Source organism: Paenibacillus xylanexedens (assembly GCF_001908275.1).
Taxonomy (GTDB): Bacteria; Bacillota; Bacilli; order Paenibacillales; family Paenibacillaceae; genus Paenibacillus; species Paenibacillus xylanexedens_A.
Map to the genome: position 1 here is coordinate 1970081 of NZ_CP018620.1, position 23691 is coordinate 1993771.

Annotated in this window: 15 protein-coding genes; 10 read left to right on the forward strand and 5 right to left on the reverse strand. The window is 48.0% G+C overall.

What is annotated here, in order from left to right:
• Window positions 1–452: 452 nt before the first annotated feature.
• The 3 genes from BS614_RS08645 to BS614_RS08655 form a co-directional block, all read right to left on the reverse strand.
• Entirely contained in the window at window positions 453–1571 is a 1119-nt protein-coding gene (locus BS614_RS08645) for an IS110 family RNA-guided transposase (RefSeq protein WP_074093670.1), read from the reverse strand.
• Window positions 1572–1847: 276 nt separating this feature from the next.
• The gene (locus tag BS614_RS08650; protein ID WP_074093671.1) at window positions 1848–3620 is read right to left on the reverse strand and encodes an alpha-glycosidase; all 1773 of its coding nucleotides are present in this window, start codon (window positions 3618–3620) and stop codon (window positions 1848–1850) included.
• Between the two features lie 262 nt (window positions 3621–3882).
• Window positions 3883–4461 carry a hypothetical protein gene (locus tag BS614_RS08655; protein ID WP_074093672.1) on the reverse strand — a complete coding sequence of 193 codons (579 nt, stop codon included), beginning with the start codon at window positions 4459–4461 and terminating at the stop codon, window positions 3883–3885.
• A gap of 433 nt (window positions 4462–4894) precedes the next feature.
• Here BS614_RS08655 and BS614_RS08660 point away from each other — a divergent pair, with 433 nt between their 5' ends.
• From BS614_RS08660 to BS614_RS08700, 9 genes are all read left to right on the forward strand, one after another.
• Window positions 4895–5053 (forward strand): hypothetical protein, encoded by a 159-nt coding sequence (locus BS614_RS08660; RefSeq protein WP_210436967.1) that lies wholly within the window; start codon window positions 4895–4897, stop codon window positions 5051–5053.
• A 692-nt stretch (window positions 5054–5745) separates the two neighbouring features.
• Entirely contained in the window at window positions 5746–6771 is a 1026-nt protein-coding gene (locus tag BS614_RS08665) for an ATP-grasp domain-containing protein (RefSeq protein ID WP_074093673.1), read from the forward strand.
• 156 nt (window positions 6772–6927) lie between these two features.
• Complete coding sequence (locus BS614_RS08670) at window positions 6928–8283, forward strand: diaminobutyrate--2-oxoglutarate transaminase (protein ID WP_074093674.1); 1356 nt, start codon at window positions 6928–6930, stop codon at window positions 8281–8283.
• 11 nt (window positions 8284–8294) lie between these two features.
• Complete coding sequence (locus BS614_RS08675; protein WP_244898291.1) at window positions 8295–9710, forward strand: MFS transporter; 1416 nt, start codon at window positions 8295–8297, stop codon at window positions 9708–9710.
• A complete protein-coding gene (locus BS614_RS08680) occupies window positions 9688–11475 on the forward strand; it encodes an IucA/IucC family protein (RefSeq protein ID WP_244898327.1) in 1788 nt (595 codons plus the stop codon). The genes BS614_RS08675 and BS614_RS08680 overlap by 23 nt, the downstream gene beginning before the upstream one ends.
• Window positions 11450–13429, forward strand: coding sequence for an IucA/IucC family protein (locus BS614_RS08685; RefSeq protein ID WP_074093677.1), 1980 nt, complete (start codon window positions 11450–11452; stop codon window positions 13427–13429). Before BS614_RS08680 ends, BS614_RS08685 begins: the two co-directional genes overlap by 26 nt.
• On the forward strand, window positions 13426–14202 hold the full coding sequence (locus BS614_RS08690; RefSeq protein WP_074093678.1) for an HpcH/HpaI aldolase family protein: 777 nt from the start codon (window positions 13426–13428) through the stop codon (window positions 14200–14202). Before BS614_RS08685 ends, BS614_RS08690 begins: the two co-directional genes overlap by 4 nt.
• A complete protein-coding gene (locus tag BS614_RS08695; RefSeq protein ID WP_074093679.1) occupies window positions 14199–15548 on the forward strand; it encodes a type III PLP-dependent enzyme in 1350 nt (449 codons plus the stop codon). Before BS614_RS08690 ends, BS614_RS08695 begins: the two co-directional genes overlap by 4 nt.
• Window positions 15508–17355, forward strand: a complete 1848-nt coding sequence (locus BS614_RS08700; protein ID WP_074093680.1) for an IucA/IucC family protein — start codon at window positions 15508–15510, stop codon at window positions 17353–17355. The genes BS614_RS08695 and BS614_RS08700 overlap by 41 nt, the downstream gene beginning before the upstream one ends.
• Window positions 17356–17561: 206 nt before the next feature.
• Here the strand turns inward: BS614_RS08700 and BS614_RS08705 are convergent, their stop codons facing one another.
• On the reverse strand, window positions 17562–17912 hold the full coding sequence (locus BS614_RS08705) for a hypothetical protein (RefSeq protein ID WP_074093681.1): 351 nt from the start codon (window positions 17910–17912) through the stop codon (window positions 17562–17564).
• A gap of 468 nt (window positions 17913–18380) precedes the next feature.
• Between BS614_RS08705 and BS614_RS08710 the strand changes: the two genes are divergently transcribed.
• Window positions 18381–21854, forward strand: a complete 3474-nt coding sequence (locus BS614_RS08710; protein ID WP_074093682.1) for a glycoside hydrolase family 2 TIM barrel-domain containing protein — start codon at window positions 18381–18383, stop codon at window positions 21852–21854.
• A 161-nt stretch (window positions 21855–22015) separates the two neighbouring features.
• On the opposite strand, the gene BS614_RS08715 is transcribed toward BS614_RS08710, so the two are convergent.
• Window positions 22016–23584: a stalk domain-containing protein gene (locus BS614_RS08715; RefSeq protein ID WP_074093683.1), complete on the reverse strand. Its 1569-nt coding sequence runs from the start codon at window positions 23582–23584 to the stop codon at window positions 22016–22018.
• Window positions 23585–23691 lie beyond the last annotated feature (107 nt).

Consider the following 23691-nt stretch of genomic DNA (forward strand, 5'->3'; position numbering starts at 1 on the left):
GTAAAACCTAACGAATCTCAGTAACGTTATTGCTTCAAAAATACGGCCTCTGCTCTCGAAAATCGACTTATTGGACGAAATAAGGTCTCTCTGATTCGTTAGGCATTTAGCCCGCGTATTAATGAAGCGAATAACGTGTGCTGGGTTCGTTGCTATGAACGTTTTTGTCAAGCCCATCACAAAAAGCTGCTTTTCCCCGAAGCCCTAAGCGCGGGAGTCCATATGCGAGCGACGGTTGGCACGCTGCTATCCGTGGGTTGGTTACCACATGGTATGCCTTCGTCAAGGAGAGCTGTTACAAGCTAGCCACGCACGTTCAGCCCATTAAAAGCCTAGTGCAAACGAACCTCGCACATTCTCTCCTGAACCTTCCATGAACTCCCGGGCTTAGGGCTCCGGGGTTTTCCCCTTTTTCCGTTTAAACCATCCGTCTCTTCAAGATGAATAACAGATTACTGAGCGTTCGGTAGCTCCAACGTTCGGGCGATCGCCCAAATGAACCCGGTCAGTTCCCTGGCCACCGCGGTGACCGCGACATTTTTGTGTTTGTTTAATCCATAAACTAAACGGCGGAATTTTCGGTGCAGCCGTTCCTGGGCTTTCCATGAAATGAGCTGTATGTCCGCAGGCAGACCTTCCAAACGGCGGGCCAAGTCCCCTTTAATCGCAGGCCGATGGCGGTAACTCCATGCCGATTCAATCAAGGTGCGACGCAATCGTCCATTTCCCGCTTTGGTGAGCGAGCCTCGTTGGGTACGGACTCCAGACGAATGCTCACGCGGAACCAGGCCCAAGTAAGCCATGAGCTGAGCAGGGGAACGGAAACGGGCAAAGGAACCAATCTCCGCAGCAAGCGTGACGGCCGTGAGAAATCCAATGCCACGCAGAGACTGTAAAATTTGAATCAAATCGGCTTTAGAGCTGGTCGCCGCCTCTTCAATCAAGGCTTTTTCCAGTCGACCGATGCGTTGCTCGATCTCGTCCATGGCATGAAGGTACTCCGTAAACGCAATCTGCATAGGCGCATTCGGGAAGGTCAGTTGTCCAAGCCATACGCGATATTTTTTCGTCCAGCGACGTTTGATTTGTTCAGGCGGATGGATCTGGTGACGCAATAAAAATTTGAGCACGCGTTGACGAGCCCGGTGAGCATCTTCTTTTGCCGATTCGCGTGCCCGAACCAATTCACGAAGCGCCTCATCTTCACGTGCTGGAACGTAAATCGGCGTAAGCTCGCCTGCACGGAACAGACGTGCCAGTTGCTCGGCATCCCGTCGATCGGTTTTCACGTGATCGCCGGAGCGTTTGGGGATGAGTGAAGGGGCAATGACGACACAATGGGCCCCCATGGATTCGATCCAGCGGTAGGTTTCGTATCCTGTAGGACCGGCCTCATAACAAAACGAGAGGGAGCTTGCCGGACCCAATTCTTTGATGAGTTTGCGTAAGGCAGCAGGCGCATGAGCAATGGTGCCGTAATACCGCGGCTTGTCTTGACCCTCGTCAGCAATAGCGACAGAAATTTTTTCTTTGGATACATCTAAACCAATGAATTTTGTGGTAGACTTCATAGGGATAGCTCTCCTTTGCTGTGTAGCTCTGAAATGGTGGTCTTCTTACTGTCCATTTTAACCTACGATGTGCAGCAATATGGAGGGCTATTTTTTGCGGTTACGTTCATCATAGCTAGAATATGACGTATAAGATACAGAAGAGGCTGTCCTTGGTCTGATATGCTACCCATACAGTAACAGGATTTTATTATTTTACCTGTCTACTTTATGGGGAGCATATCACCTAGGGGACAGCCTTTTTGAAGTTATTTTCCCTTGTTAGCTGTATTTATCTCAGGCCTCAGCTGGTTGTTTCACCTCAAGTTGCATGAGGGAGAATCCGTATGCTTCCAAATCGAGGGTCAGTTTATTTTGCCGAGCTTCCACGGTGTTTGATGTGAACAGGTTTCGCCAGACGTTACGATCTCCCAAAGGGAGTTCAAGGGTACACGGCTCATCACCTGCATTCAGTACAAGAAGCATGCGCTCTCCCGTCTGCGAATCCAATCGTTCGATGGCAAGACAAGGGTCTCCGGCTTTTGCATATACAATCTTCAGTTCTGTGCTGCGCAGGGCAGGGTGCTCTTTACGAAGGGCAATGGTACGGGTGAAGAATTCCAGAAGCTCGCGATTCTGCTTGGTCTCATCCCATTCCATACACTTGCGGCAACCCGGATCATATCCCCCATCAAGTCCCACTTCGTCTCCATAATAGATACATGGCACACCTGGATACGTAAGCAACAACGTAACGGCAAGTTTCATCTTGCGCTCGTCTCCATCACACAAGGTCAGCAGTCTGGGTGTATCATGACTTCCGAGCAGATTGAAGGACGCTTCGGTCACAGGCTGTGAATAGGCTGCGAGCAGTTTGCCGATCTCATTGGCAAATGCGAGTCCGTCGAGCTTGCCGTGCACCGTATAGTCCAATACAGAATTGGTAAACGGATAATTCATCACGGCATCGAACTGGTCTCCCTGAAGCCACATGAGCGAATCATGCCAGATCTCACCGAGCAAATAGGCGTCAGGTTTGATGGCTTTTACTGTCTGACGGAATTCGCGCCAGAACTGATGATCTACCTCGTTGGCTACATCGAGCCTCCAGCCGTCAATGTCCATCTCCTCTATCCAGAAACGTCCTACCTCTAATAGGTATGCCTTCACTTCAGGGTGTTCCGTATTCAGCTTCGGCATGAGCGGTTCAAAGGCAAAGGTGTCATAAGTCGGTATGCCATCCTCCACACGTGGCGGCCAGTCTTTGATATAGAACCAGTCTGCGTAGGGGGAAGAGGCTCCATTCTTCATGACATCGACAAAAGGAGGGAACTCTCTGCCGGAATGGTTGAACACCGCATCCAGAACAACGCGTATACCGCGCTGATGACAGGCATCCACGAAGGCCTTGAACTGTTCATTGGTTCCAAAGTGAGGATCAACCTTCATGTAATCGCCTGTATTGTATTTGTGGTTCGTCGTGGCCTCGAACAGCGGACAAAAGTAGATGGCATTGATGCCGAGCTGACTTATATGATCCAGGTGATCCAGCACACCTTGGAGATCGCCGCCGAAGAAGTTCACCGGTGTAGGTTCTCCTCCCCAGGGTTCAGCATTTTTGGGACTGATGGATGGATCACCATTGGCATAACGTTCCGGGAAAATCTGATAAAATATAGCGTCCTTAACCCAAGCAGGCGGTTCAAAAATGTCGACCGGATTCATAAATGGAAAATCAAAGAATTCGAGCGGATGATCAGGCAGCGACTGCTCGAATCCGCGCTCCGTCATCCAGATCGATTCCTCTCCCTGAATCAGTTGGAAACCATACCGTAATCTGCGATAGGGAGGTGAAGTCTCAGCTTCCCAATAATCGAACATTTCATCCCGGGCAAAGATGTGCATAGGGATGTGTGTGATCGTCCGATCCCAGGCATATTTGTCTCCGGTAATGGCAATCACCGCATCCAGGTCTCCGCGTTTGGACCGAAGTCGGAGGTGCATGGTCGAGCGGTCATAAGCATAAGACCAATTGAGTTTTGGGCGATGGTAAATGGCTTCAAGAATCATGTGAATCACTCCTCGTCAGATGATGAAATTTCAGATCAATGCGGCCATAAACGCAAAAAAGGCACAACCTCTATTGTTCACGAGGTTGTACCTTTCGGCAGCATAGCCTTTTGATTATAGTGCTATTATACGAACTAACTCAGCAAAAGAAAACACTTTTTTTCCTTAAATTTCAAAATATTTAAAAAGTATAAAGCGGTGAATCCATTCACACGGTGAACGCCAGAATAGTGCAATCTGACGTTATACATGTGTGGCTGTTTTACATTTGGTAGCCGAGTTTTTCGCCGTAGGCTTTGATTTCAGCATGATATTGTTGAATGTTTTTAATTCCTGATGCAATCTTGTCATTACCTTGTTTAAGGAGCGTGCTGTTTACTTTCGTTTTGGCAACAGACTTTTTGAACAATTGATATCCTTCAAGCTGAGCATAGCTGCCTTTGATCAGTTTGGCATGGATTTTTTTCAGTTCAGCATTCTCCGGTTTGATCTGTTTCAGCATGGAAACATACTTGGTGTAGTTAGGGATTGCTGTATTGTTCAGTTTCAAATAAAAGGACTTGCGATTGGAAGATGTAATGTATGTATTGCCACCCACTGCATCCATTGCTTTCTTCTCGTATACCGCTGGATCAGTCAATGCATCCAGATAGTTCAGGAAATCTTCTTCTTCGGCTGTAAGTTCCGGTTCTTCTTCTGACGTGTCAACTTCATAGTATTCGTCTTCCGAATATGTAGTGGTTGAGTCATCCGCAGCAGCGGCATAGGACCATGCAGGTGCGAATACCCCACCGAGCAAAACAAAACTCATAATGATTGATAGTACCCATGATTTCTTCACGTGCTAAATTCCCCTATCTATAGATGTGATTTTATTCCAATGGATAATCTAACATAGTACGACAAGAAATTACAGGAATTGTTTTACAGTAAATAACTCTCTTGAATGCATATGAATGAATAATGATCCACCAGCAAAAAGGACATGTATTAGATGAAGCTAGAAGTAAGAAGAGGTTTTTGCATGTTAAGTTAGTGAGAATAAATTTACATATATGGGTTATGTAGAGGCGTATTGTATCGATATATATTGTATTGGTTTAGTTAATATATCTTTATTTAATGTTGTTTTATGAAGTTACAGAGTTCGACATGGAGTGATAATTTTTTCCAAATAAAATGCTTGTATAATGATTTCATCTCCATTACAATTCAATTGATAATGAGTTTCAATATCATTTATAGGGAAAAGGGCAAACGGGTTACATCACATTGTGGCTGTTCACAACAAGTCCATTTACGCAGAAGGTAAACCGGAAGATCTCGTTACACTGGACATGGTCCGGAAGGTTTTCCAGATGGAGTGTGAGATTGCGGTCGGTCCACTGTCCGGCACACCAACCATTATCCTGCATGGAAGGCAAGGAAGCTGAATGGAGAACAGCGTTACACTCAGCTGGCCTGAGGATCTGAAGATGCAGATTTTGGCTGCGGAATATCGACTGACGAAGATCTAAAGGATTACTGTCCGACCTGTCTCAATTTAAACCATTAAGTTTTTCGCTACGTGTTCCATGATTATTTGAATAATGATTCGACGAATGATTCAAGCTATATCCCTATTTCTAACCTCCTCGTCAACGCTTCTGCGTTCACTGCAAATAACAGGAACAGGCAAACTCTTGGTTTCATCTGATCCAGAGATTGCCGCGTTTGTTGTACCTGTTATTCGATGTAACAAAACCACGCCTACATAAACTCATGTTAAAATCAATCTTATTTTTCCTTAAAAGTTTATTATTGACAACAAAGAACAAATTGCCATAAAATAGATTTTATATGATATTGATAATCATTATCAATATAAAATTACAATAAAAATTGATGAAAGTATGAGCAATATAAGTTGAATTCAAATTTCACACGTTAACGGAGGGGGCAGAACAGATCTGAAGAAGCGTAGCGTGCGCCTTTATCACCGGATTTCCCCTTTGTATAAGGGATTCAAAAAATCTGGGGATAACAGCGATCGGAAGATGGTTCTGACCGCGCAGTGATTTCGTGTAAAAACTCTATTCAACTTATATAGGAGCGAGTACTTTCATTCAATCGAGGAGGATTTTCAGTGTTTCCGAAAGGGATTCATAATCTGCAAAACCGACTCATTATAAGCAAAGCGAGAGAAATGGGCATCACCTGTGAGCCACTTCTTGAGGGATGCGAAGATTTTCTGAAGCTGTCCGTAGGGGACCAAGAGATCATCATTAACAAAACCAGATCTCATCGTCTGCCGTTAATCGCTGGACTGCTCGCGAAGAACAAGCAGGCATGTAATATGTTGCTGCATGAACAGGGAATGCCTGTACCGTCATTTATCGTGATCCCGGAGATGGGAAGCGAAGCAGTAGCTTTTCTAAATAGATACGGCTCTATTGTAGTGAAACCACTGGATGCGAGCAGCAGCATGGGCGTGACGCTGGATGTGCGTACTGAAGAAGAACTGGAGGCAGCCATTCATCTTGCGAGTGTCCACGGCAGCAGCATTATGTTACAGCAATATGTGACCGGAATCGATTACAGAGTGCTGATCATTAACGGTGAAGTGGTGGCTGTGAATGAGTATCGGCCTGTCTATGTCGAGGGAGACGGAACTTCAACCGTTCGGGCGTTAATCGAGCAGTTGAATCAGGAACGAATCGAGATGACACCCATTGGCGAGTATGAAGCTTTTCCCCAGATTGATGCAGAAGCTGAACGTCTGTTAGAGGTATTACGTGCACAAGGGACAACACTGGATGAAGTTCCTGCCGCCGGAAAAGAAATCGAGTTATATGATCTCCGTAACTCAGCCGCCGGAAAAATCAGTGAATTCTACAAGGATTGTACCGAAATCATTCATCCCGATAATGCGCGAATGATCATTCAAGCGGCCAAAACTCTTCAGATCGATGTAGCAGGGGTCGATGTTCGTTGTTGTGATATCCGCACTCCGATCTCCAGAGAACAGGGAGGCATCCTGGAAGTGAACGCTTTGCCGGATCTGACACACCACGTCTTCCCCCATGGTGGGACAACTCGTGATGTGGTTCGGTTATATCTGGAATACCTGTGCCAGGAACAACTTAAATATAAGACGTATAACAACGTATAGATGACAATATATAACGGATAACAGATGACGAATACCATCATTTAATTCGGACTTTACCATGATTTTGAACCAATACCATGTCATATGCAAAATGAAGAACAAGAATCACAGGCAGCAGGTTCAGCCTGAATCGATTATAAGGAGCGTTAGAAGGCTATGTCAGTAGAGGTGCAGACGGAATATCTGAAGATGCAAAATGAGAAGGAATCCAATGCAAGATCGTACCCCAGACATTTCCCGCTTGTCATTAACAAGGCCCATGGGGTGAAGGTTACCGATACGGAAGGCCGCGTATTCTACGATTGCCTGGCTGGTGCAGGAACATTGGCGCTGGGGCATAACCATGACACGGTGGTCAACGCCATTCGCGATGTTCTGGATCAGCAGATTCCGCTTCATACACTGGATCTGGCAACACCGCTGAAGCTTTCATATATGCAAGAACTGTTTTCCATTCTCCCGGCCGAGATGCGAGACAAAGCCAAAATCCAGTTCTGTGGTCCAACGGGGGCCGATGCAGTTGAAGCAGCCATTAAGCTGGTCAAACATGCTACAGGTGGCAAGTCTATTCTTGCCTTTCAGGGAGGTTATCACGGTTCGACCCAAGCGACAATGTCGATGAGTGGCAACCTGAGCAAGAAACAACATCTGCAAAGCCTGCTGCCCGATGTACATTTCCTGCCGTTTCCTTATGAATACCGCTGCCCATTTGGTGTTGGTGAGGGCATGACGGCCCAATTAAGCGCACAGTATATCGAGAACTTGCTCGATGATTGCGAGAGCGGTATTGCCGCACCGTGTGGGGTCATTGTGGAGACGGTGCAGGGTGAAGGTGGAGCCATTCCGGCAGATATCGAATGGCTGAGGGAGCTGCGGCGAATCACAGCAGAGCGAAGTATTCCCCTCATCATCGACGAAGTGCAGACAGGCATTGGACGGACAGGCCGAATGTTTTCGTTTGAACATGCCGGAATTGTACCCGATGTAATCATCTGCTCCAAAGCAGTTGGCGGAAGTCTGCCGATGTCTGTCGTCATCTACCAAGGAGAACTGGATCAATGGCAACCTGGTGCACACACAGGTACGTTCCGTGGCAATCAGCTGGCCATGGCAGCGGGACTTGCGACACTTCGTTATATTCGGGAACAGGATGTTCTACACAACGTACATCTGCGCAGTGAGCAGTTCATGAATCAACTGAATGCATTGAAAGAGCGATATGCAGAGATTGGTGACGTGCGAGGCAGAGGATTGATGATTGGCGTTGAAGTGGTTGATCCAACAGGACGCAAGGATCGTCTGGGACATTATCTGCCTAATGGTGCGCTGGCTGAGTCTATTCAGCGTGAATGTTTCAAGAATGGATTAATTGTAGAACTGGGCGGGCGTCATTCAGCTGTTGTTCGTTTTCTGCCGCCGCTGAATATTACGGAGCAAGAATCGGGTGCAATCCTTGTGATCTTTGAGAAATCGGTAGCTGAAGCGATTGCCTTAGCAACAGCCGCATGCTGAAGCTTTCCCTGATGAAGAGGCATGCAGTATTACTCGCGATTCTGATCGGTGCCTTTTCGCTGGTACTGACCAACAGTGCATTTAACCTGCTGCTGCCTTATTTTGTGCAATATTATCAGATCTCTACGACAGCAGGCGGGTGGATTATCGCGCTGTACATGCTGGCTATGACGTTAACGATGCCGCTGGCTTCCCTGATTGTGGACCGACTAGGGCGTAAGCAGACGTATATGTTGGGGATCAGTATCTATGGACTGTTCTCGGTGGCAGGTGCATTGTTTTATCACTCCATCGAAGTACTGTTGCTGGTCCGTTTTATGCATGGCGTTGCCGCGGGGCTGATGATTCCGTTATCACTTGTGCTGCTGTTTGATGTATACGGACCGGAGGTAAGAGGGCGAATTACCGGAGCGTGGGGCTTGCTGCTTATGCTGGCTCCGGCTGCTGGGCCAACGCTGGGTGGCTTCATCATACAGTATGGACGGCTTGAAATGTTGTTCTGGCTCAATGTGCCACTGGCTATATTCTCGTTGATTGGGTGTGGTCGAGTCATTCAGACCTATATCCCTGCTCGCAGGAAAAAATGGCATCCATCCAGTGTCATGATGCTGATCTGCGCGGTAGGTGCCCTTAGTCTGGGGGTACAGTTGTACGCAAGTCCTGTCGTGGCAGTATGGGTACCTTGGATGCTAATTGCGCTCGGTGTGGTGTTGCTCATTCGTTTTGTCCAGACCGAGAACGGTCGGAAGGAACCACTCATCCGGTACCAGTTACTGCGACGTAATGCCGTCTTTCCGCTGACCGTATGGATCTCGACGATTCAGGATTGTGTCATGTTTGGTGTGATCTTTGCATTGCCACTATTGTTCCAGGACGTCTTCCACCTGTCACCGGCCCTGTCCGGTGTGTTGTTCATTCCCTTGTCGATCTGTACAAGTCTGTTTATGTGGATTGGCGGCAGCTTGCTGGATCGCGGTCGGTCCATGCATTTTATCGCATGGGGGACGTTGCTGGTGTCGATATCGATCTTATCGTTTGCGGTTCTGCCCATGGGAGCGTCAATATGGATCATCGGGATGCTCATGGCGTGTCGGGGAATTGGCGTTGGTCTGTCAGGCATGAGTATCTCTGCAATTGGTCTGCAAGCATTACCGGACGAAGATATGCACGAAGGGTCGGTGTTATCAACCACGATTGAGCGGCTGGCTTCTTCGTTTGCGGTGATGGGCTTGACCCTGTATTACGATATGCGTTGGCAATGGCTTGCCGGGGCAGGAACCTCCATGGAGATGGCAAAATGGGGAGCACTCAAAGAGATCTGTATCGGACTTGGCTGCGCCATACTGCTTACACTTCCCCTGGTCTTACTTATAACCCGAAAGAAGGTTGGCATCATTGTTCGAGATGGAAAACAAGCTCCGGTCTGAAGCTGAGCAGCAGGCGCATGAACATTCGTGCAAACTGCTGCTGAACTGTTACATCCGTGAACTTGCGCTAGAGAAGAAAAGCGATATTTGGATCAATCCAAATACGCTGACGTACACTGTTGCTTTTCAAGCTAGTAGGGTGAAGGTGACAGGACGCTTGTCTTATTACTCTGCCATAGGGGAGCATGAATACCTCAGCATGGAATCTGGCGGGGAAACGGTGCATTATGGCGACCTGGTTCGCTGGATCACATCTGAGCTAAGCGGGAATGGGGAACAGGGAGCGAGTTCGGATCAACATGGAATGAAGAAAAGTGTGATGGAGATGAAGCGTTCACTTGAGCTGGAGAATGTACATCCATGGGGTGAGAATACGAATCGCGTAGAGCTGGCGTATGCCAGAGATTTTGCACAAAAGGTAGATAACAGTGTCGGTAACCTTACGTTGTATATCGAACAAGCAGCCGGTCTCGACATCCACGACTATCGGACATCGGAACAGTCACTGTTGTATGGTCATCCGTTCCATCCGTTTCCGAAGAACTCCAAAGGCTTCAGCGAGCAAGATGTTCAGAACTACAGCCCGGAGTTACGGACATCGTTTCAACTCTGTTATATCGCCGTGAGGCAGGATGTCTACGTGCAGGAATGGGTGGATAACGAGGCGGCAATGGATTTGCATGACCTCCTGCGGAGCCATGTGGAGCCTATTTTAAAAGAAAAGAGTGAAATGTATGGGCTGCTGCCTGTCCATCCATGGCAATACGCGTACATATCACGGTTGACCGAGATACAGTCCTATTTTCGAGATGAAAAATTAATCCTGCTTGGCAGTGCGGGGCCAACCGTCTATCCAACTTCTTCGGTCCGTACAGTTTATGTTCCTGAATGGAACTGCAATATCAAGCTGTCACTGAACATGCAGATCACGAACATGATTCGCACCAACAGTGCTGAGCAGATGCGCAGAACACTGGATGCCTCCAAGTACGTCAGGCAGCATGACTGCTTCGGTGCTGAACCGAACACACATATTGCGTATGAGACAGGTGTAGCGACATGTGCCTTTGATAATGAAGAGTTAACCAGTCTATTCACGATAGCTTATCGGCCCATTGAGTTCGACCCTGCGAATACGTATGTCTTATCCAGTCTGGTTGAGGCACCGCTTCCTGGGATGCGGTCGCGACTGATGACGATGCTGGGTGGTGGACGTGACATTGCCGAGCGTTGGCTGGATCGATATCTGAAGTGTTCTCTGCTGCCGATTGTACGGGCGGCGGGTGAGAAAGGCATTCATTTTGAAGCTCATTTGCAGAATACCCTTGTGACCTTAAAGGATGGGTTGCCTGTGGATTTTATCGTCCGCGATCTGGAAGGGGTCAGTGTGGATGAGGAACTTATAAGTGAGCAGGATCGTGCAACGTCCGATTTATTATTTTATTCGCGAGAGAAAGCCTGGGCGCGGACATCGTACTATTTTATCGTCAATCACCTTGGGTCTCTGATTCATGCCATGGCGCGAGATGTGAACCTCCCGGAGGAGCATTTCTGGAAGCAAGTACGTGAGGTGCTTGTGGAGGAACTGGAACGAACGGGCAATGCATATGTGCAACATCTGCTGACGACGGATGCATTTCTGGCCAAACAAAATTTGGTGAGTTGTCTAAGGGGTATCAGCCAAACCCCGGCCTACGTGCCGGTGAGCAATGTAATGAAACGAATAGGGAGTGAAGTGCGTGGGAGTCGTGGGATACAGGGCTGAAGCAGGCGGCAGGACAGAAGCAGTCTACGTGGGTGTACAGGAACGGATCATGCGTCAGACGTTGGAGGCGATGTGGTTCGAAGGCATTCTGGACAGTCATGTAAGTGGGAGCGAATGGCGAACCAGCGGCCTTACATCTTCCGGCGATTCTGTGGCGTACACGTGTGAAGCGGAGCGGAAGTTTTCGTTCGGCCGGGTGAAGGTGAAGAAGGGTTCGATTCAAAGGGATGGCGTACTCTGCACCGATCTGGATCTGTTTTTGGAGGAAATTGTGCTGAACGCTTTGAAGGGTGCAAATGTGACGGCTTTTATCCAGGAACTGCTCGAAACGATGGCAAAGGACAGCCAGTGCCAAGCTATGTTGCCCTTGAACATTCCGAATGAAGATCGACATTATGATGCGCTCGAAAGTCATATGACTGATGGTCATCTGTACCACCCGAGTTATAAGTCGAGGCTGGGATTTTCTTTGAAAGACAATCTGGCCTATGGCCCTGAATTTAACTCGAAGGTTTCATTAGTCTGGGTTGCTGTGAAAAAAGATTTGGCTCAGATCGCTGTATCCGCAGGGTATAGCTCTGAAGAACTGATAGGGCAACATCTGACCGCAGAGGATATGCAGCGATTTCAACAGATCCTGCAACAACAAGGTTTTACGGACACGGGTGAGAACGTCAACGCATATGCGGCGAGTGCAGATCAGCTTGAGAGCAGTGCCGAGGTTGGTGAAATAACAGCTGTTCAAGATAGCTTAATAGGCTCTAGCGTTGGCAGCAAAGACAGCAAGGTAGATGGGGAAATAGGTTCTGAAGCGGATGATCGCTATGTGTTCATTCCAGTTCATCCATGGCAATGGGAGCATCAGTTGGAATCGGTATATGCCCGTCAGTTGATGGATAGAGACATCGTGTATCTTGGTCCATCGTCTTCGCCCTATCGTGCGCAGCAGTCGATCCGTTCGCTGTCGAATCGGGTGAACCCGGAAGCCCCTTACATCAAGCTGGCCCTTAGCATCACCAACACATCGAGCACGCGTATTCTGGCACAGCATACGACCCAGAACGCGCCGCTGATCAGTGATTGGTTGGAAGAACTTGTTCGTGAAGATGAGCTGTTGCAGCAGGCGCAGTTTGCCATTTTGAAAGAAATCATGGGACTGTCTTTCCGTTATGAAGAGTTGCCTGTAACTCAGTATGGACGAGCCTACGGCACACTTGGTGCGATCTGGCGGGAGAATGTATCGGTTCATCTAAAGCAAGGTGAGACCGCGTGGCCTCTGAATGCACTGATGTTGGTACAGCCGGATGGTGTTCCATTTATCCAGGATGCTGTAGAACGACATGGTGTGGAAAAGTGGAGCGAGGCCCTTGTACGCACAGTTACACTGCCGATTATACATCTGCTCTATGCACACGGGATTGCGCTGGAATCTCATGCCCAGAATATCATTTTGGTCCTGGAAGACGATCTGCCGAAACGAATCATTATCAAGGATCTGCATGATGGTGTTCGTTATGTACCGGATCAACTGTTGCACCCGGAACGGGCACCGAAGCTGAACCCAGAACCGGAAACCCATCGCAAGTTCAATCGGTATTCCTTCATCTATGCCGGCGATGTGTCGGAAGTCCGTGACTATACGTATGATGCTTTCTTTTTTATCTGCATGACGGATATTGCGCTGGCTTTGGAGAAGTTTGGTCTGTCGGAGGAAGCGTTCTGGCAGCTGTGCGCAGGTGTAATTGTGGATTATCAGCGAGAGCACCCGGAGTATACGGAACGGTTTGTGGCATTTGACCTTTTTGCCGAAGATGCACTGATCGAAGAGATGACCAAGCGCCGTCTGTATGGGGATGGAGAGTTATATTTCCGCAAAGCGAGCAATCCGCTCAAGATATCAAAGGATGCACTTGAATCAAAGAGAACACCCGAATTAAAGGGAATCGTCGAATGAGGATTAACACGCTGAAGGAAAAAATTGCACGCAAACAGCCTGTTTATGGCCTTTTTGTATCGATCCCGCACCCGGTCATTATCGAGATGATCGGACATGCGGAATATGATTTTGTCATTATTGACCTGGAACATGCCGCAACATCGATGGAATCGGTGGAAGAGTTGATCAGGGCGGCGGAACTCGTGGGCCTAACCCCGTTGGTTCGAATTTCTAAGGTGGAGCGAGCGGAGATTCTGAAAGTGCTGGACTGTGGCGCACAAGGTATCGTCATTCCACATGTCGAGCAACTGGAGCAGGTGGAGGAAGCGGTTCGTCACGCCTACTATCATCCGGTTGGCATGCGTAGCTTGAATAGCGGTCGTCCCGGTGTATTTGGGAAATATCCGCTCACTGAATACATTGGGGAAGCGAACGAACAAGTGATGGTTGTACCCATGATCGAAAGTGTGGAGGGCGTTCGGCAAAGTGCACAGATTCTGTCTCACCCTCAGGTGATTTTTGTATTGGAAGGGGCAGCAGATCTGTCGCAATCCCTCGGTGTGCCATGGCAGACAGAGCACCCGGATGTGAGACGTGCGCTGGATGAATTGCACGCTACTGCCCAGCAGTGCGAAGTACCTTATGCAACGGTCACCAGAGGTGTGGAGGATATGTCTCTCTGGGCTGAGCGGGGAGTACATATATACGTGCTTGGTGATGATCGGAATACGGCGTTTCGGGCATTTACCCAAAAACGGAATGACTACAGGAATGCGGGTGGGCAGATATGAAACCTAGTGTATGGCAGGCGATTGATGAACTACAACGCGGAAAGGAAGACCCGGTATGTGCGTATGTCTACGATCTGGCCGGCATTCAGGAACAGGTAGGTCAGATGCTGGGCAGCATGCCCGGAAACACAGAATTGTTTTACGCCATTAAGGCGAATCCAGATCCGCGAATCATTGAGGCGTTGCTACCATTGGTGAAGGGCTTTGAAGTGGCTTCAAGTGGAGAGTTGCTCAAGGTTAGAGCGGTAAGTCGCGAGGTTCCGATTCTGTTTGGAGGTCCGGGTAAGAAGGAGAGCGAACTGAGATTAGCGATGGAACATGGCGTGAGTTACATTCATGTGGAAAGTTTGCTGGAGCTGCGGCGTATCATTGCGATTGCGAAAGAGAGAGCGATGGAGCAGGAGCAGGTGCAGGGGAGCAGGCAGAAGCAAGAATGGGAGCAAAAACCGGGACATGAGCCGAAACACAAACAACAACAGAAGCAAGCGCAGGAGGTGCGCATTCTGCTCCGAATCAATCTGCGAAGCAGTACGTTACCCCGGACGAAGATTGTTATGGGCGGCGGACCGAGTCCTTTTGGTATCGATGAAGAGGCAGTGGAAGAAGCCGTCGAACTCATTCGTGTGGAAGGCGCGGGTGTAGTTCGGTTAAGCGGGTTCCACTTTCATTCCTTGTCTAACAATATGGATGCCAGGCTGCACGCCGAGATGATCGAACTGTATTTGCAAAAGGTGGAGCAATGGCAGCAACAGTATGATCTTCCTGTGGAAGTGGTGAATGCAGGAGGTGGGTTCGGTGTTACGTATGATGGCAGCCCCGGATTCGACTGGCCCTTGTTCACTTCCCTGCTGGAGCAAAGTGAAGCCAGAGAGCGCCTTGCTTCACGCGGAGGTCAGCTGTATTTTGAAACGGGTCGACTACTGGTGGCAGACCATGGGTACTACGTAGCAGAAGTTACGGATATCAAAACCTCTCATGATCAGTATTTTGCCGTGTTAAGAGGAGGTACGCACCACAATCGTCTGCCTGCTTCATGGGGGCATAACCACCCGTTCCAGATTATGGAGACGGACCGTTGGAAGCATTCATTTGCCCGTCCAGAGGTAAGAGATCGTCGAGTCCATATCGTAGGTGAGCTATGCACACCTAAGGATCGCATGCATTCTGATGCGGAGGTAGCACTGCTGCGCGTGGGAGATATTGTTTTGTTTGAAAAGTCTGGGGCTTATTGCTGGACCATCTCGCATCATGATTTTCTGGGGCATCCGCACCCGGCATTCCATTATCTAACGGAGGACAATAATCATGTCAACACTGATGAAACGTTCCAGTCTGCAAGCCGCTGAACGCCGGATTATGGCGGATCTGATGAATTCATTCTTGTCGGAGCAATTACTCCCACTGGAGGATCACCCATTCATTGATTTTACCGCATCACCTGCACCGTTCCGTCGATTGTACAAGGGATATGACAGCGAAGAGCATAATCATAATGTAGCTTCTCGCTATAGATTGCACACTCAAGGTATACTCTGTCTGGTTGAAACAGGAGTAAGACAGGGGACTCAGTGGGTTCAGGGTTCACCGATCTACGAGGAGAAAACTGATGGAAGCTGGGTTCTCCTTGATACTCCGGCAGAAGTTGGACGTGCGGTGTTACAGAGGGCTTTGTCGGATAAGGCCTATGCGCAGCCTGGGGTGGCGGAATTCCTGGTTAGTCTGGACATTGCTGTGGAGCAGTATGCTTTGGGCTGGGAACAAGTCCAGTATCTGTCCGCTAACGTCCCGGCTTCTGCGTATGAATGGTTTATCAAGGGGGAGCGCGTTGCGGCATTGCGGGATCGTCCATTTCACCCATCGTCCAAAGCCAAGGTGGGATTCAATGCAGAAGATGTAACACGGTATGCAGCAGAATTCGGGAAGGCGATTTCGCTGCGCTGGGTGGCTATACGGCTGGATGCGGTACAGCAAGGTTATGAAGAGGGGTTGTCCATTTTGGACGTGTTAGATGATGTTCAGCGTGGAGTAGTAGAAGCCGAGTTTGCCAAAAAAGGGATCACGTTGGACGAATATCTGCCGATGCCTGTTCACCCGTGGCAATTGGAACATGTGATTCTGCCAAGCTTCACGGGAGAGATCGAAGAAGGCAGCATTGTCGTATTGGACGTAGAAGTGGGCGACGTACAGGCCACATCCTCTCTGCGCTCGATGGCTCCGTCAATTGAATCCACCCTAATGCTCAAGCTACCGGTTAGTGTGCTGTCTCTGGGGGCTGCTCGTTATCTTCCGGTAGTCAAACTTCTGAATGGTCTTGCTGGAGAACGCATGTTAAGGCAGGCCGTTGCTTGTGACGAGACGTTGAAGGATAAGGTGTATATGTGTGAAGAGCAGAACTGGTGGGGCTTTATGCCAGAATCCATGGGACTGTTCGATGATCATCCACGCCATCTGGCTGCACAGATTCGTGTGTATCCCGCCGAATTGCTGAATGAAGCCTACAAAGTCATTCCAATGGCCGCACTGGGTGTGAATCTGGAAGGTCATCATCTATTAAAGGACATTCTGGGTGATGATCTGAGCAGCACGAATGTTCTCGACTTTTATACCAGCATAGCTACGACGTTTTATGATATCGTGATGCGCCTGTTCAAGGTGGGTGTTGTACCTGAGATTCATGGTCAGAACTGCTGTCTGGTGTTACGGGATAATCAGGTAAAAGGTCTTTTGTTCCGCGATCATGATTCCGTGCGTTTGCATCAGCTTTATCTGGACAAACATGGCATTGCAGACCCTGCCTATCATATTCGCCCAGGCTACTCGAACAGCCTGTATAACGAGACGATTCAGAAGCTGATCTTCTATGTGCAGTCTTTGGGGACGCAGGTGAATCTGGCTGCGATCATGGAGGCACTGAGCGAGGTGTATCACATCCCGGAAACGAAGTTATGGGAGATCACCGAGCAGGCTTGGAAGGAAGCGCTGCATCAAGTGCAGCTTCCCGAATCTGATCGGGCCGCGCTCGCTCATGCGATATTCGAGAGCAAGGAGTGGCCCGTGAAGTTAATTGTCCGTCCGCTGCTTGAAGCGGATGGGGTGCCTGGCGCGATGCCATCGGGCAAAGGCATAGGGTGGAACCCTTTTTACAAGGGATAGAATGCAGAAGGTGGCCCGCTTGATGGGTTGCCTTTTCGGTTTTTTTCGTAATGAAGGTTCAAATGGCGAGGGGGGGAATAAATGTTCATAATTATTGAAGGTGAATCTGATGAAATCCAAGTACAGAAACCGGACTGGTGTTATAAATGAATAAGTGTTACTGGCTCACCTTCTTATGATGGCAATGTGTTTGTTACTTATATTTACTAATTAGTTGTTTTCGGTTGATTAAAATTACCTATTTGTTGATTTAACAGACTTACTATTTCCTTTGAATTATTACTCATTCCATCGTCATTCTGATTCTTATTAGAGTTGGAATCACTCAATAGAACCTTTGAGCCGTCTGAATTAACAAGATACTGTCTAGTATAAGCACCTTCCCTTGCTGTAACCAGCTGCCCTTTTTTTTCTACTGATTTGTCCTTCTTTTCTTCGTCTTCTTTCTTTTCGACTGTTTGTACGAACAGCGTTGATTTAAACAACTCTTTGTTGTTTGTTAGATTGTTGCGTTGGTTAATGTGATAAATGCTAGGACTAGAATTGTTAACACGCATGACTTCACACCCTCTTCGAATGGAATTTTTTGAAATAATTGTAACATGTCATTTTATATCGGTATCTTTTGTTGAGAAATGAGTACAAATTGCGATTTGGACAAAAAAAGGGACACTCGCAGCTTTTCTTTTAACGATTTTAATGAATTTGATATCGTCATTCCCTGAAATACCTTATAAGTATCTTCGCGGTTCACCATTCCGGGCTTATATTGTCTACTTGACGGGGCTGTGAACATGACCCGGTTGATGGCTTGTTGTCATCGAAAGTTACAATGCTTGGAGGGAATAAAACGTTCATTACAGCTGAAAAATCTTATGAAAAGGCGTTGTAGGAAAGAGACTGATGGTATAATCGGGATATGTGTTATAGTCATACTTGTGTATTACTGAAAAGGTTTTCGGAAAAAGTGACATCTACTGTTGTAACCGCAATCATAATTTACTTCAAGAAAGTGAGAATCTACCATGAATCAGAAGAGGCTTTTTAATGATGGATGGCAATTTGCGAAAAGTAAGCTGGATGTTACGGAACCTGCGGGTCTGGTGTATGAACCTGTAGAGCTTCCCCATGATTGGCTGATATATAATACGCTTGAACTGTATGAGGACAGCATTGGATGGTACCGCAAGACGTTCCATTACAAGAAGGATGAGCGGCAGCTTTTGCTTTGTTTTGATGGCGTATACATGGACTCTTCGGTCTATGTGAACGGGCAGTTGGTTGGGGAGTGGAAGTATGGCTATTCTGCTTTTGAACATGAGATCACGAATGCACTGGTGGAAGGGCACAATGAGATTGTTGTCAAAGTAGTGCATCAGAGCCCGAACAGCAGATGGTATTCCGGGGCCGGAATCTATCGCCATGTGTGGCTGAAGACGAGAGACCGCAACCATATTGTTACGGATGGAATCTATGTATCCATCAAGCAACAGACGGATGGCTGGCAGGTGGAAGTGGATACGGAGCTAAACCTGGAACAGAATCAGCAAGCAGAACTATTGCATACGATCTTGTATGAAGGTCAGGTGGTGGCATCCAGCCAAGCGAATGTTACGGCTTTGGTGGGTGAGAATGCAGTTGTATCGGCAGATAGCCAACAGATCATTGTGGAGAATCCAAACCTGTGGAGCCCGGATGCACCGCATCTGTATGAACTGGTGACTGAGTTGCGATTGATCTCGGATGATCAGACAGTTGAATCGGTATCACAGCGCATTGGATTCCGGAATATCAAACTGGATGCCAATGAAGGATTCCACCTGAACGGGGTCAAGATGAAGCTGAACGGTGTGTGCGAACACCACGATCTCGGGGCGCTGGGAGCTGCGTTTAACCTGACGGCATTGCGTAGAAGATTTGTTTTGCTCAAAGAAATGGGCGTTAACGCCATCCGTACCGCGCATAATATGCCAGCCAAAGAGTTCATGGAACTCGCGGATGAGATGGGTATGCTGGTTGTGTCTGAAGCCTTCGATATGTGGGAACGTGCCAAAACGCCATATGACTATGCGAGATTTTTCCCGGAGTGGGTGCACACCGATGTGAAGAGTTGGGTGAAGCGAGACCGTAACCATGCCAGCCTGATCATGTGGAGTATCGGGAACGAAATCTACGATACCCATGCGGATGAGCGTGGACAGGAAGTCACTCGGATGCTGATGGATTATGTGCTGGAATTTGATCCAAAAGGTAATGCTGGCGTGACGATTGGTTCGAACTACATGCCATGGGAAAATGCACAAAAATGCGCGGATATCGTGAAGCTGGCAGGCTACAACTACGCGGAAAAGTACTACGACAAACATCATGAAGAGCATCCAGACTGGATCATCTATGGTAGTGAAACGTCATCGGTGGTGCAGAGTCGTGGGATATATCATTTCCCGTTCGAACAGCCGATTCTGGCAGATGACGATGAGCAGTGTTCGGCTTTGGGTAACAGTACGACCAGTTGGGGCGCGAAGTCGGCAGAATACTGCATCTTGGCAGAGCGGGATACACCGTATTCGCTGGGGCAGTTCCTGTGGACTGGATTCGATTATATCGGAGAACCGACACCGTATCATACGAAGAATTCGTATTTTGGACAGCTGGATACAGCAACGTTCCCGAAAGACTCCTATTACATCTACCAAGCGGCTTGGACGGATTATAAGAAAAGTCCGATGGTTCACCTGTTCCCTTATTGGGATTTCAGCCCGGGTCAGATCATTGATGTACGCGTGTGCAGCAACGCACCGAAGATTGAGCTGCAACTCAACGGCAAAACCATTGGCACGTACGATATCGATCAAGCCAATGGAACACAGCTGTCTGGCTGGTGGAAAGTGCCGTACGAAGAGGGTGAGCTGAAAGCGATCGCTTACGATGAGAACGGTCAGATCATTGCAACTGATGTGCAAAGATCCTATACGGATGCGAAGAAAATTCGTCTGCAAGCGGATCAGGAGCAGCTACATGCGAATGGCACAGACCTGATTTTTGTAGAAATTGATGTTGAAGATGAAGCGGGTAATCCGGTTCACAATGCAAACAACCGCGTACAAGTTCAGGTGACGGGTGCAGGACGATTACTGGGTCTGGATAACGGGGACAGCACCGACTATGATCCATACAAAGGATTGAGCAGAAGGCTATTCAGCGGCAAACTGATGGCGATCATCGGAGCGACAAATGAACCTGGAACAGTACGCGTTGAAGTTTCTTCCGAAGGGTTGGAAGGGGCTACGGCTGAATTTGAATCTCTACTTGTGGCGGCTGAACTTAATGATGAGAAAGAAGTACAACCTGTCTTCATGAACAATGAAGAACGTCCGGTGCTAACGGGGAATGCTCAGGAGATTCCTTTGCGGAAGATTGAGATCATCAGTAAAGCAGGACAGTTGCTCGATCCGTCCAACCCGGAGCTTACTGTAACCGCCAAGCTGTATCCGGAGAACACCTCCTACCGCGATATCGAGTGGGCTGTTGTGAACGATGCAGGAATTGAATCCAACATTGCCAAAGTGGAAGCTGTTCAAACAGAAACAGGCGACGACGGTGAGCATCAACATGCGGTGAAGGTATCGGCTATAGGTGACGGGGAGTTCAGACTTCGTGCAACCAGTACCAACGGTACGGATAAAACGAAACTCATCTCGCAGCTGGAGTTCAAGGCGGACGGTCTCGGCACAGCCTACAAAGATCCATACGGCTTCATCACGGGCGGACTGTACGATTACACCAAAGGTGAGGTTGGTAACGGCAATGAGCGCGGGGTAGCGACAAGTCGGGATGGAGAGACGCACGTAGGTTTCCGTAATATTGACTTCGGACCGTACGGCTCCGATACCATAACGATTCCTATTTTCACGCTGTCCACTGAGGACTACTTCATTCAGATCTGGGAAGGTATGCCGGATGAAGAAGGAAGTACGATGATCGCAGATGTGGTGTATGACAAAGAGTCCATCTGGAATGTATACCAGGAAGAGACGTACCAATTGTCCAAACGCCTTAGCGGGATCACGTCGATCTGTTTTGTACTGAAACAGAAGATTCATATTAAAGGTTTCTCCTTCGAGCGCCAAAGTCGTGCCTTTGAACAGAATGCGGCTGCATCCTGTGACCATCTCTATGGAGATACGTTCAAAATTGAAGCTGATCGAGTAGAAGGTATCGGGAACAATGTATCGTTGGAGTTTGAAAACATGGACTTTACGGCAGAAGGCACATCCAAGCTCGTGATCTACGGCCATTCACCGATCGATAAAAATACGATTCATATTCGCTTCGCAGGTGCGGACGGACAGAGCAACCAGCTGGTTGAGTTCACCCAGTCGGGTGGATATGAGGAGCGGGTGTTTGAGCTTGAGCAAGTGACAGGTGTGCAGAAAGTAAGCTTTATCTTCCTGCCAGGCAGTCAGTTTGACTTCGGCTGGTTCCGATTCGAGAAATAGGACGATACTTGGCATGAATGTTGTCCGGCATTGCTCTGTTTAGCGTTGTGCGCTTAAACAGAAAAATCCTCTTCAAATAACGATGTTCGTTAAGAACAAGACGTTTATTTGAAGAGGATTTTTTATATGTTAAGGGATTCATATGGTGTAAAAGCGTTCGTCTAGAGCCCTGACTTTTTCTTGTCTACATCGTCAATGGTCAACAGGGATTTCTCAGAATCCCAGGACACCTTCAGCCCCAAACCACGCAATACTTCAAAAGGCAAGGTGGTTGCTCCTGAGTAGTTATTTATGGGTTCAGATAGCTCTATGAGTTGCTCACTAGACGCGTCTATGGAAGTTATTTGATAATGTGCTTCGTTAGGGGTGATCGTAATTGTTCGATTGTTATATTTCAACGTATAGTAACTCAGGCTATCTTCCCACTTATGCACCTCAAATTCTGCTCCGATTGTTGCGGCGATTGCTTTGATTGGCAGTTGTATAGTCTTGGACGTTTCCACCGCGGGATACATGGACTGGAACAGCTCACCATTCAGAAAAATATCTATACCCAACTTGGCCTGAACCGGTTTGTAGACCATGCCCCCAGAAGATGTTGCAGGTGCGCCCGCTTCCTGATATTTATCACTTCCCCAGCCCCAGACAGTCCCCTCAGAGGATAAGGCAAGACTGTGGTAGTACCCTGCTGAAATATCGGTAATGCCGGATAGATGGTTTACTTTTCCTTCTTTGCCGGTCACGGTGCTTCCGTAGGTGAACACCTCCCCGGATGTTGTGAGAAGCAAAGTATAACTTGAATTGGCATCCATCTTCTTCACTTTGAGCTCGTGATGAAAGGGGGTGGCTTTGCCCTCTAAGTGCAGCTGCCAGACTTTTCCCTTTTTATCTAGTGCAAGTAGAGATGCATCTGCACCTGTGATTAAAGATATATTGGTCAGACCTTTTAACTTGGTTGGTTTGGAAGGTGCTTTACCGGGTTCGTTTGGCTCGTTCCATGTCCATACGGAGCCATCTTTCTTCAGGGCATATCCACGCAGGCCCACAGATTCAACTTGGATGATATCTTTTAGCCCACTAATCGCCTGTAGCTTACGTGTTCGTTCCAGATCTACGGCTTGAGACGGGGTTTGCCAAGAAAGAACAGTCCCATCCTGGAGGAGGGCGATGGTTGAAAAAGCCCCTATGCTAACATTCGTGGCGGAGGTAATATCAGGCACTTGACGTGGCATGTTGCCGTTGCCCCACTCCCAGATGGTTCCATCTGCTTGAATGGCTGCGTTGTTCCCACCCCCGGAGGATGAAATAACTGTTACATTGGATAATTTGGGAATACGAATCGGACTAAATGTATGACGATATCGAACGTTGTCGTTCACACCAAGTTCTCCCCAGAGATTACGACCCCAGGCCCATACGGAACCGTCACTTCTCAATGCGACTGTGTGATAATAAGCACCCTGTACAGCGGTATAGTAAAGTTTCTTTTCTACACTGCTTGATGAAGTTGGTTGAACAGAAGTGTTACTAGTGGAGGGGGACATGTTAGTGGCTGCATGAGTCGTTGGCACAGCAGCTAGCTCCATCAGCAGGCTTGACGCAACTAATGTTGTAGCTATTGCAATGGCGAATCGACGGGTCTTTTTACCGTTACCCTTGGATCGATTATTCAAGCGTGAAGTGGAGCATTTTTCTTTTGCTATGTGATCGGATGAGTTTACCGATTGCATGATATCGCCTCTTTTTCGGATGAGTTGGGTAAGAATGTTGCATTTCTTTCTAAACGCTCTATGAAGGGATGAAGTTACATACAAGTGATAAAATTTCCTATATATTG

Excerpts from the sequence above, each read along its gene's own strand:
- BS614_RS08715 (WP_074093683.1), bottom strand. The coding sequence starts at position 23,584 with ATGCAATCGGTAAACTCATCCGATCACATAGCAAAAGAAAAATGCTCC.
- BS614_RS08700 (WP_074093680.1), top strand. The coding sequence starts at position 15,508 with ATGTCAACACTGATGAAACGTTCCAGTCTGCAAGCCGCTGAACGCCGG.
- BS614_RS08690 (WP_074093678.1), top strand. The coding sequence starts at position 13,426 with ATGAGGATTAACACGCTGAAGGAAAAAATTGCACGCAAACAGCCTGTT.
- BS614_RS08705 (WP_074093681.1), bottom strand. The coding sequence starts at position 17,912 with ATGCGTGTTAACAATTCTAGTCCTAGCATTTATCACATTAACCAACGC.
- BS614_RS08675 (WP_244898291.1), top strand. The coding sequence starts at position 8,295 with ATGAAGAGGCATGCAGTATTACTCGCGATTCTGATCGGTGCCTTTTCG.
- BS614_RS08670 (WP_074093674.1), top strand. The coding sequence starts at position 6,928 with ATGTCAGTAGAGGTGCAGACGGAATATCTGAAGATGCAAAATGAGAAG.
- BS614_RS08680 (WP_244898327.1), top strand. The coding sequence starts at position 9,688 with ATGGAAAACAAGCTCCGGTCTGAAGCTGAGCAGCAGGCGCATGAACAT.
- BS614_RS08650 (WP_074093671.1), bottom strand. The coding sequence starts at position 3,620 with ATGATTCTTGAAGCCATTTACCATCGCCCAAAACTCAATTGGTCTTAT.
- BS614_RS08710 (WP_074093682.1), top strand. The coding sequence starts at position 18,381 with ATGAATCAGAAGAGGCTTTTTAATGATGGATGGCAATTTGCGAAAAGT.
- BS614_RS08695 (WP_074093679.1), top strand. The coding sequence starts at position 14,199 with ATGAAACCTAGTGTATGGCAGGCGATTGATGAACTACAACGCGGAAAG.
- BS614_RS08645 (WP_074093670.1), bottom strand. The coding sequence starts at position 1,571 with ATGAAGTCTACCACAAAATTCATTGGTTTAGATGTATCCAAAGAAAAA.